A 10866-nucleotide genomic window follows, 5' to 3' on the forward strand; every position below is an offset into this window, starting at 1 on the left:
TTGGGTTGGACTAAGAGTGGTCATCTGGGCCTCTGCTAGAGTGGGAAAAACAACTGGTAGCTTCCCCACAGTGGTCCAGATGACTTTTGCTTTCTTTGTTTTTGTTAAGAGAGCAACATACCAGTTGCGCTTTTGCCTGTGGCATTGGTTTTTCGTAACCCGACGCGTAAGCGAGGGATGAGTCAATATCAATGATCCCTCGCTTACGCAGCGGGTTACGAAAAAAGCGCAACTTCAAAAAGCGTGAGCGAGGGATACATACAAAGGACTTGATGGCGCTCAATCCCTCGCTCACGCTTCGGGTTACGATTAAACTAACACGCCCTCACGCTTCGGGTTACGATGCAAACTAAATCAACAGCCTGCTCGCCGCCGGTCATCTTCAAATAACCGATCGCCATCGGGATGATTGCGATGGGAATAGTTACCACTTCGCCAACGTAGAAAAACAGTTTGCCGAGCGTCGCCAACAAAAAGTAAACGGTAACCAAAGACAAACTGAGTTTGCGATGTTCACGAGCCAGACGAACGCTCCAGCGGACGGCGGTTGTCAGGTTTGCGCGATCATCGGCGATCAAAAACAAGCTCGGCCACAGCAGCCACTGCATCGAGAACAGGCCGCCGATCAAAATCGTTCCCATGCCCAACGTTCCGATCAACGTCGCCGATTGAGGGTCGGTCCAAAGTGACAGCGCGATCGTCACCACCAAACCGCCGACCACGATCGTGGCGAACATCACACCGAGCGCGACAAACAAAACACTGATCTGCCACACAGAGCGAAACGGGACTTTCCAATGTGACACGGCGGCGGCAACGGACACTGGTCGAGGCGTTCCATAGCGGCAGATGTGCAACGACAGACGCGCCATCACGATCCATGCGTAAGCGGACATCGGAGCGATCATCATTCCCACGGCGAAGGTTGCCGTCATGAGGGCGGCGAAAGATCCAAGATCAGTTGATTCTCCGGCCAACATGAATCGCCACTGACCGATCAGGAAATTGGACGGCCATCCAACCACCGCGAACCAAACCGCGTTCACGAATAGTGATGTAACCAACAGGGCCCACACATGTGACCTGAGCATTTCGATCGCGGATAACAAAACCTGATCAAGCTTTCCGCCACGTCCGAATCCCGCAGGGAGATCCCGCGAAAACGGGGCCGGAGAAAACGCAGGGATGATCGCTTCGTTGGATAAGAAGGATCGATCACATGCACCGCACTCGACTTGCGCATTCGACGTGAGCGGTGCGAGTGTTTCGAGCAAGGCATCGCAGTGGGGACAACCGAGGCGAGGCACTAGGATAAGTTCGCTTGGATCCATTGCGGACGAAGCAGGAACACGAGCAACGCTTTTTGAGCGTGCATTCGATTGCCCGCTTGGCAGATCACGTCGCTCTGCAGGCCGTCGATGACGTCGTCGGTAATTTCTTCGCCTCGGACAGCAGGCAAACAGTGCAACACGCGAGCAGTCTTGGGGGCCGATTGCATCAATTTGGAATTCACTTGGTAATTTGCGAACGCCTTGCGGCGAGTGATCGATTCGGCTTCTTGCCCCATGCTCGTCCACACGTCAGTGTAAATCGCGTCAGCCGTTCGCACCGCCTCATGCGGGTCGGTCATCTGATCGACGATTGAGTTTGGGTAGCGAGCGGCGATTCGGTCCAACCAAGGTTGATCAAACTCATAGCCTTCCGGGCAAGCCAACGTAAACCGCACGCCCAACATCGCACTGGCCAGCGCTAGCGATCGCGAAACGTTATTCCCGTCGCCGACGAACACCAAGTGCTTGCCTTGAACGTCGCCGAACGCTTCTTGAATGGTCAACAGATCGGCCATCGCTTGGCACGGGTGTGATAGATCTGTCAAGCTATTGATCACCGGCATCGCATTGAAACTCGCGAGCAGTTCGACGCGTTCATGCGACTTGGCCCGACAGGCGACGGCGTCGACGAATTGACCTAAGACCTTGGTGAAATCGGCGGGCGATTCTCGCTTGCCCCAACCGACGTCTTCGCCCAAGAACAAACTACCGCCACCAAGCTGGACCATGCCCGCCTGAAAACTGACGCGAGTTCGCAGGCTCGGTTTCTCGAACAGCAGTGCCAACGTTTGCCCCGCCAAGATCGGCGGTCGCTCACCACGTGAAAGCAGCGACTTCAAGTGCGAAGCCGTCTTCAAGATCGTTCTCAGTTCGTCGGACGTGAGATCAAAAAGAGTGAGCAAATGTCTCATGTTTCTGCTTCCGTATCTTCGATAAGGGGCGCTTTCGAGTCCGCCTGTTCTTCGGGTAGTTCTTGATCCGTCTCGATCGCCGAGATCGCGTCAAACACCGTCCCGATTCGATCGATTAGATCAGACGCTTCGGTCTCGCTGATGATCAATGGCGGTTGCAATCCGACGGCAAACTCGCCTGCGGGGTTTACTTTAAGATGGCATCTTTGGGCAACCGCGATCCAGTCTTCCGCAGGTACGTCCATTTCAATGCCGATGATACGACCGGTAACGTGCAGGTCGCGGATCGATTCGTAGCCGGATAAACGCGATGCCAAGTTGACGGCGAAATCTTCCGTGTCAATCACCAACAGGTCGCCCGACAGCCATCCCTTGAGCGACTCCTCGATGATGCAAGCAACCATCACGCGACCAGCGATCGACGACTGATCCACCGGCACATCCGAAATCGCATCGACCAAAGACGAGGACGACACGACGACCACCGAATCGATTCCACCGCACAACCCCGCCGACATCATGACGGCGTCGGCCGATATTTCCGTCATTGAATCCTGAACCCAAAAAAATCCGCCACCCATCGGTGCGAGTTGGCGATGATCGATCACCAGGGCTGCGCCGTGTTCATCGCAGGCAGCGCGAATCGCGGTCAGGTATTCCGCTTCGGCGCGAACGGCCATCTCGTGCCAATCGATCGGTGAAATCAAAACCATCGCGGTGTTCCCGTCGATCCGTCGCGCCATGTCTCGCCATGGCACATGATCGAACCCCGCGACGAGTGGCCACCCGGGAGCATGCCGATCGGCGCGTCCGCTCGCCATCCGGCCGATGACCCCTCCGCCATGATCGCTGCCAACGACAGACAAGCATTTCAACGGTTCGGACGACGCATTCGCTTGAGCGAGTTTCGATTCGCGGGCGGCAACAAGCATTTCTTGCAAGGCTTGTTCGCCAGTCGTCGCGAAATGGCATTGTGAAATCGTTGTTTCGTCATGACCGGTGATCTGCCGAAGCAATTCGGCGACACGTTGACCGGCTTGATGAAGTTCGGTTACGTCCGACGACGTCGAGCGGCCAGCGCTGGACGTAAGGAAATGCGACTGGCTCCATCGCGAGATCGTTTCGCCGAGTTCGGGACACACCCGACCGTTGGCTGAAAACCGTCCGGCGGTAGCATCAATCCATTCGAGGTGGACGGAGTCGCTCACGCGTGGATCTCCGTTCCCACACCATCGGTGGTGAAGATTTCCAAAAGCAGCGAATGTCGCAGGCGACCGTCAATGATATGGACCTTTTGCACGCCGCGACCGAGCGTTTCCAAACAAGCTTCGACCTTCGGAATCATGCCACCTTGAATGACACCACTGGCGATCAATTCACGCGCCTCGGTCGCCGACATGGCCGGGATGATCGACGACGGGTCATCGGCTTGTCGCCGAACGCCGTTGACGTCGGAAAGGAACACTAACTTGTCCGCGCCGAGCGATTGGGCCACCGCCATGGCGGCTGTGTCGGCGTTGACGTTGTAAAGTTGTCCGTGCTCGTCATGGCACAATGAAGGGATCACGGCGACCTGGTCGGTGTACGCCAAACTCTCGATCACGTCCCGATCAACGCTCGTGACCTCGCCGACGAAACCCAAGTCCGTCCCATCAGGGTCGAGAAGTTTTCGGCCGTGAAGAACACACGTCGTCCGTGGCGATAGGTTCACAGCGCGGCCGCCGTAACGCTCCATCTGTTCGGCGATGTAAACATTCAGTTCGCCCGCGAGGACTTGTTCGACAACTTTAAGCGAGGCCTCATCGGTAACCCGTCGACCGCGGACAAACTTAGCCTCGATGCCCGCCTCGGCCATCGCTTGTGTGATCGCCTTTCCGCCGCCGTGAACGATCACGGGCCGCAAGCCGACCGATTCCATGAAAATCACGTCGAGAAGCAAATGCTGGATCGCGACTTCATCTTCGAGCAGACTGCCGCCGAGTTTGATTACGGTCGTTTTACCTCGAAATCGTCGAATCCACCCCATCGCTTCGATCAGGGTGTCCGCCTTGGCGATCGCTTGATCCATCGTTTTTCCCAAAGAAAAGGGAAAAAGTCTAGGGTTCGGCGGGCAATCGGTCAATTCGGCTTCCGAAATCCGTCGGCGCGATCAGCGATCCGATGACGTCACCGAACTGAAGGCCGGATTGTTGTGGGCATGAGGTTTGCAACTTCTGATCGAATCGCATCAACGGTTTTCCTATTCCTCGAACATTTTTTACGTCCATGTTGGCTGATATCGATTTCCAAGACCTGGGCGACGTCCGAGTCGAATTATGGGGAGCCAGCATCGCGCGGTACGCTCGATTTCCCGTGCATTGTTGGCTGTTAATTTACCGCGGCGACCAAATCGATCGGTGGGAAGTTTGGCAATACGAAGATTGCTGTGACGAGAGCTGGGGCCACGTGCATAAAAATCTGTTTCTGCCCTACGAAGACGTCGGCGGCGGAGCATCCCGATTGATCGCAAGTTGGCAAGGCGGAGCGGCACAGCGGATCGCCCAGAGGGCGGAAAAGTCTCCGGACTCGTACCCGTGTTCATCACACTATCGCGTTTTCCCCGGTCCCAATAGCAACACTTATATCCAGTGGATCCTTGATGACGAATACACACTGGGATGGAGGGCAGTCGGATCTGGATTTGTCGATCAGATCACTCGCCACGAACGGGAAGTCACGACTTAACCCTGGTACGGCAAAATCGGATTCGCTAGGCTAAGGAGCTTGAGCCAAAGTTTATTAACGGAGTTGTGCTGGAAGATGGTTACGAAAGCTCAGAAAGCAGTCCAAAAGGCCAGACGCAAAGAAAAGAAGCGTCAGCGTGACCAAATCAAGGAAAAGCGAAAGCGAGTCCAGCAACCTGCCATGCGACTGAAAGCCCGGTTGGCCAAGCAGACTCCCGAACCATGGGAGGACGAGCCGATCGAGGACGTCGCCTTGTTCCAAGAACACGTTTTGACGAAGCTTTCGGACGACCTGGCGGATCAGGCCCGCATGATTCGCGAAGCAATGGAACATATCGGATCGTACATGCCGGGCGACGCCCTCGAAGCCCTGCATGTCATTCCCCGTCGCAGTCCCTATTCGCAGTGGCGATTGTTCCTCAAGGGACTCGCCGCGTGGATGAAAGATGATTTGGCGACGGCCCAGGAAGTCTGGTCTCGGTTGGACCGACATCGTCGCCCGCACCGAATCGCGGTTTCGTTGGTGATGGCCCATTGCGACGATCTACCCGATTCTCCCGCCCGATTGCCCGCCTCCGAGTGGATCGAGTCCGAGGGGATCGAGTCCGAGGGGATCGAGTCCGGCGAATCGGTGACCGAACCGACGACGTCGTGGCGGGATGAATTGGACGCGGATCTGCTCTATCACGCGAAACTGGTCCGACGTAGTCATGTCGACCGGGTGGCCGTCCGCGCCGCGCAGGCGTTGTTGCGGATTCCCAATTTAATCGAAGATGCGACCGTCGAACCAGAGCATGTCGAGTGGCTCAGAGAGTTCACCAAAGATTATCAAGCCATTGAACCGGATTTCGTTCAGGCGTTGCACGAGACGACGGTCCGTCGAGCGTTCTGTGGGCCGTTTGTGGACATGTTTGAATTGGCGGCGAAGCACTTTCAAGGCCCCAAGCACGACCGAAAGAATACGCTCCTTCGATTCCTATACAATCTTCCAATAAACAACAGCTATCCGAACAACGGTGATACGAGCCAAATTTTAGAGAACTACCTGTATCGGGAACTGCCAAATAATCAGGAGTTGCCCGAACCGCTTCGCGCCGCGATTGCGAGCCATGTCCATATGTTGCGGGCCGCCGAGGAAATCAACAAGCAAGAATCTCGCGGTGGACCGTTTGCGGCCTTCCTGCCGCCGCCGGATCTCAACGTAATCCGGTCTTGCCTCAACGATTCCGTGCAAGCGTATCCAAAAAACACGGTCGCGTGGCAGGGTTTAGAAGCAGTCTTCCAGGATCGACTCAATGACAACGATTTGCTCAAAGCCAGCCGTGATATGTTGGAATCCGAACTAGCCGACGTGCGTGAACGTTGGGTCGCGGCGATTCCTGATGCGATCGAAGTGCGGCTGAAACTTGTCGATTACCTGCTCGAGAATGATCAAAGCGACCGAGCCAAGTCGCATGTTCAGTGGCTCTCGGGCACGCACACCGACAACCCGCTTGCCGGGGCCATGCAGTGGAAATGGAATCTGCTCGAAGCGATGCGTTTGTGCCGCCGCAAATCATGGCTATCGCAGGCTCCGGATCGCCTCGACGCGGCGCAGCGACAGTGGCCCAAATGGCTGTCCCAGGACTGGCTGCCGTATCTTCGTGCCGCCGTGGATTTGCGAGCGGGCGATGCGAAAGCGATGGATTCTTTCGGTGACGATCCGCTGTCGGCTTGCATGAAATTGGCAGCCGCCCAGCGGATGCGAGTCCCGGCGGCGGAACTGAAGTCGCTTCGGGCGGAAGTGGATGCCGGCTTGGCCAAGGCCACTGAACTGTCCACCGATCACCTGGTATCGATGGCTTCGTTCTTTTGGGATCTGCGGCGAACCGGGCTGGTGTATCCCGCCTATCGAATGCACGGCACCAAGTTCTTGCAAATCTTGAAAGACAGGTTCGATGCCGACAACCATCTCGTAAGCGAACACTTGGATGATTCACGGGTGCGTGCGGCGTTGTTCTTGATGGCCGAAGAAGGATTCTTCAATTCAATGAGAGATCTATACTTCCCGACATTCATGCGTCCGGACACCCGGCCGTTGCCACCGCCACTCGCAGCAACTCAGTCGATCGCGATCTTGAAACGTCGGGTGAATTGGGGAATCGAAACCTTTGCGAATTTGACCGATGCGGTTCGCAGCGGTGCCCAATCCGGTAACGCGTTCGAACGACATTTCTACCATGACCTCGCCGATCGATTCGAACAACGCATCCGAGACGCTCAGAAGAACGAATTCGGATTTTTGGGCAGCATGATGAACCGATTCGGCTCGGAAATGGACGAGTCCGACAATGAGTGCGATTGCGAAGATTGCCGAGCCGCGCGAGGCGAACTGTAACGATGAGGAACCCGATCCATGAACCATAGCGACACGCTCCATGACGTCCCAAACGATGCCGGTTCGGTGAGCCCGTTCCGGGTCTTGGACCTGCCCGAATTTTCCGACGAAGCCGTGGTTCGACGCCAGTATCTCGAACTGGTCAAACAGCACCCGCCTGAGCGCGACCCGGAAAAGTTTCGTCAAATCCAAGCCGCTTACGAAGCGGCCCGGGACCCGCTCGTGCTGGCACGGCTCATGTTGACTTCGCCTGAGGAGGGCGAGCCGCCGAAATGGTCCGATGTGATCGACCGTGAATCGAATCAACGCCCCAAAATCGATGCGGACTTCCTGCTCAGTCTGGGCAATCGAACCCAGTCGACATCGTCCGGTGAAGCCAACCGGTCTTCTACCGTGAGCAGGTCGTCGACTGCGGAGGAATCGGTTGACTGAATCCCCACCCCAGTTCGGTCTCGTGGATCTCGTTGATGCGTTCACGGCGATGCGTCACGAGTATCGAACTCAAGTCAAAGAAACCCGGCAGTTAACCGATCGATTCGATGAAACGACCGAGCGGTTAATCGAAGCGGTGCGCAACCTCGAGTTGATAAGCTGCCAACCGGCCGCCGGCCATGCAGCGTCCGTCGATGCGGACGAAGCCACCGATCGATTCGCGATGACATTAATCGAATTGGACATCCAGCTCGACCGAGCCGTTGCGGTGGCGATGGCCCAACACATCGGCGAACAACAAACCCGCAGTGCGGCTTGGCAATCCGTTCGCAATGTCGTCGACGAGTTATCGCCGATGGGCCGATGGTTCGCCCGCCCGCTGATTCGAACTTTGGAGGCTTTGTCACCGATCGAATCCAAACCGAGCACCGTGGTCATCGATGGATTGTCGATTTTGCTGGGTAAGCTTCGCGAAACCATGCAACGTTATGAAATCCGCCGGACCGACGTCTTGGGCCGTCCGTTCGATGGCGAAACCATGCGAGCACTCGGCATCTTGACCGTCGATGGGATCGCCTCGGGCAACGTCTCCGAACAGCTCACGGCGACCTACCGACGCCAAGGCCGCGTCATTCAATTCGCCAACGTACGCGTAGCGCCCTGATGCGTCGTCCAATCCAAACTTAGTTCCCTGTTGTCGCTTTCCTTGCCTCCTCGAAACAACTTTGACCATGACACAAGACAATTCTCCGATCGTCGGCATCGACTTGGGGACGACCAACAGCGTCGTTGCGGCGATCATCGGTGGCAAACCGCAAGTGTTGAATTGTGACGGCATGCCGTCGATGCCGTCGATCGTCGGCTTGAATGCGGACAACCAATTGATCTCGGGAACGGTCGCCCGCAACCAATTGGCCGCCTTTCCGGACCGAACCATCGCGTCGATCAAACGCAAGATGGGAACGATGGACCCGGTCGAGTTGGGCGATCAAACTTACACGCCGCCGGAAATCAGCGCGATGATCCTGCGTCGACTCCGCGACGTCGCTTCCCAGGCATTCGGTCAGGACGTCCACCGGGCGGTGATTACGGTGCCGGCCTATTTCGATGAGAACCAGCGTCAAGCGACTCGCGAAGCGGGCGATTTGGCAGGCTTGACCGTCGAGCGGATTATTAACGAGCCGACCGCCGCCACGCTGGTTTACCATGCCGACTCGCACGACCGCCGGCACATCGCCGTCTATGACTTCGGCGGCGGCACGTTCGACGTTTCGATCGTGCGAATGGAAGCCGGCGTGACCGAGGTGTTGGCCAGCCAAGGCGACACCCGGCTCGGCGGCGACGACCTCGACCAAGCGTTGCTCGATCATGTTTGCGATCAATTTCAAGAAGAGCACGGCATCGATTTGCGGGCTCAACCTCAATCGAAGTTTCGTTTGCTACAGGCATGCGAGCGGGCCAAAATTCAATTGTCACAACTCGAATCAACCACGATCGCCGAAGAGTTCATCGCCGAGAAAGACGGTCAACCGTTGAACCTACAAATGACGGTGGAACGTTCGACGTTCGACGAGTTGATCGAACCGTTTGTCGAACGCACGATCGAGTGCATCGGCAAAGCACTCCGCGACGCGTCGATGACGATCCACCAAATGGACGATCTTGTACTCGTCGGCGGATCCACTCGCGTTCCGATGGTGGCGGATAGACTTCGCGATCAATTCCTGCGTGAACCCAGCCGAGCGGTCGATCCGGACTTGGCGGTCGCCTTGGGCGCGGCGGTTCAGGCGGCGATGCTGCAGGGCCGTTCGGTCGGTTCAGTCTTGGTCGATGTGTCGACGCATACGTTGGGATTGGAAGTGTGCGTCGGTATGTCGTTGGACGGACCCGAACTCGAGTTTGAGCCGATCATCCACCGAAACAGCCCCCTGCCGGCACGCTACGAACGAGCCTTCTCCACGATGGTTGATGGCCAAAAGAGAGTGGAAGTTCATGTCTTGCAAGGCGATCATCGCGAAGTCGATCGCAACGCCTCGATCGGTCGTTTCAGGATGGACCTCGAAGGCAGCGATGAAAAGCACCGCAAGCTCGTCATCGGATTTGATTTGACCCTCGACGGAATGCTGCGAGTGACCGCGAAGCAGCCCGCCTCGGGGCGGGTCGAAGAACTCACGATCGACAACGCGTTAAGCCAGTTCGCCGCCAGCGATCGCGAACGAGTTCAATCTCGGTTGACGAAAATGTTCGACGAGTCGAATGAAATCAATTCATCCACTTCGTGGGACGATGAGCAAGATGATTCGGTGAAGGTAATCGACATCGATTCCCAAGTCCGTATCGAGGCACCGCACGAGCCGATCCCGACGCGGGGCGGAGCGGTCATCGAAGAGGCCAAAGATCGGTATCCAAAAGCCTACGCACTCCTACAAAAATCGGAACAACTCGCCGATCGTATCGAAGGCGATGACGCCGTCGAATTGGACTCCCTGCGAGAACGGATTAACGAAGCGATGCGAGATGGCGATACGCACGAGGTGGAAGAGCTAGCGGCCGACTTGGACGACTTGTTGTTCTATGTCCAATGAAGCGACTCGACGATCCACCGGCCGAGTTTCGCTGCCCCGTCTGCCGCGCCAAGCAAACGCCCTCAACCTCGTGTCGTCGCTGTCAAGCGGATCTCACCTTAACTCTTCAAGTCCGCCGTCGGCTCGAGTACCTCCGGCAACAACCAATGACGCCGGAAGTGGCCGAAGAACGGAAGTTGCTGGGTGGTTAAATACTTGACCTCCGTTAATTGTTAAGTTTTGCGCGAAACCACGCATTGCCGTTCCCCTCGATCGGGTGATGAATTAATCTGCTGGTCATCTGTCCTCAATCATTGACCAGTTGGACCTGACCATCGTGGGTGCTGCCAACCCTGCACATCAATCTCGCGCCGTTCGTTCGGTCGCCGAACCGCCCCCGACTAGCGGGCTGTCGGTTTAGTGGATGTTGATGGTGGTTCGAAAAAGTTTTTTGTTGACTTCGGATGATCGCGTTGTGGGGGGGCTGCGGTTGCCTCCGGGCTCTCTCGACGCGTAAGGAACGATACT

At 56.6% G+C, this 10866-nt stretch carries 10 protein-coding genes; 5 read left to right on the forward strand and 5 right to left on the reverse strand.

Going from position 1 to position 10866, the window contains the following annotated elements:
• Positions 1–314 precede the first annotated feature (314 nt).
• Genes Pla100_RS29860 through Pla100_RS32280 form a run of 5 tightly spaced genes read right to left on the reverse strand, consistent with a single transcriptional unit; the run spans position 315 to position 4470 of the window.
• The gene (locus Pla100_RS29860; protein WP_146582994.1) at positions 315–1307 is read right to left on the reverse strand and encodes a hypothetical protein; all 993 of its coding nucleotides are present in this window, start codon (positions 1305–1307) and stop codon (positions 315–317) included.
• The gene (argF, locus tag Pla100_RS29865; RefSeq protein ID WP_146582996.1) at positions 1307–2242 is read right to left on the reverse strand and encodes an ornithine carbamoyltransferase; all 936 of its coding nucleotides are present in this window, start codon (positions 2240–2242) and stop codon (positions 1307–1309) included. Before argF ends, Pla100_RS29860 begins: the two co-directional genes overlap by 1 nt.
• Positions 2239–3450, reverse strand: coding sequence for an aminotransferase class III-fold pyridoxal phosphate-dependent enzyme (locus tag Pla100_RS29870; protein WP_146582998.1), 1212 nt, complete (start codon positions 3448–3450; stop codon positions 2239–2241). Before Pla100_RS29870 ends, argF begins: the two co-directional genes overlap by 4 nt.
• Complete coding sequence (gene argB / locus Pla100_RS29875) at positions 3447–4310, reverse strand: acetylglutamate kinase (protein ID WP_146583000.1); 864 nt, start codon at positions 4308–4310, stop codon at positions 3447–3449. Before argB ends, Pla100_RS29870 begins: the two co-directional genes overlap by 4 nt.
• A 28-nt stretch (positions 4311–4338) precedes the next feature.
• The gene (locus tag Pla100_RS32280; RefSeq protein WP_261344838.1) at positions 4339–4470 is read right to left on the reverse strand and encodes a hypothetical protein; all 132 of its coding nucleotides are present in this window, start codon (positions 4468–4470) and stop codon (positions 4339–4341) included.
• A gap of 37 nt (positions 4471–4507) precedes the next feature.
• Here Pla100_RS32280 and Pla100_RS29880 point away from each other — a divergent pair, with 37 nt between their 5' ends.
• From Pla100_RS29880 to Pla100_RS29900, 5 genes are all read left to right on the forward strand, one after another.
• The gene (locus Pla100_RS29880) at positions 4508–4966 is read left to right on the forward strand and encodes a DUF3750 domain-containing protein (protein ID WP_146583002.1); all 459 of its coding nucleotides are present in this window, start codon (positions 4508–4510) and stop codon (positions 4964–4966) included.
• 75 nt (positions 4967–5041) lie between these two features.
• Positions 5042–7342: a hypothetical protein gene (locus Pla100_RS29885; RefSeq protein ID WP_146583004.1), complete on the forward strand. Its 2301-nt coding sequence runs from the start codon at positions 5042–5044 to the stop codon at positions 7340–7342.
• 18 nt (positions 7343–7360) lie between these two features.
• The gene (locus Pla100_RS29890) at positions 7361–7774 is read left to right on the forward strand and encodes a J domain-containing protein (RefSeq protein ID WP_146583006.1); all 414 of its coding nucleotides are present in this window, start codon (positions 7361–7363) and stop codon (positions 7772–7774) included.
• On the forward strand, positions 7767–8438 hold the full coding sequence (grpE, locus tag Pla100_RS29895; protein ID WP_146583008.1) for a nucleotide exchange factor GrpE: 672 nt from the start codon (positions 7767–7769) through the stop codon (positions 8436–8438). The genes Pla100_RS29890 and grpE overlap by 8 nt, the downstream gene beginning before the upstream one ends.
• Positions 8439–8505: 67 nt before the next feature.
• Entirely contained in the window at positions 8506–10359 is a 1854-nt protein-coding gene (locus tag Pla100_RS29900; protein WP_146583010.1) for an Hsp70 family protein, read from the forward strand.
• Positions 10360–10866 lie beyond the last annotated feature (507 nt).

Source organism: Neorhodopirellula pilleata (assembly GCF_007859915.1).
Lineage (GTDB): Bacteria > Planctomycetota > Planctomycetia > Pirellulales > Pirellulaceae > Rhodopirellula > Rhodopirellula pilleata.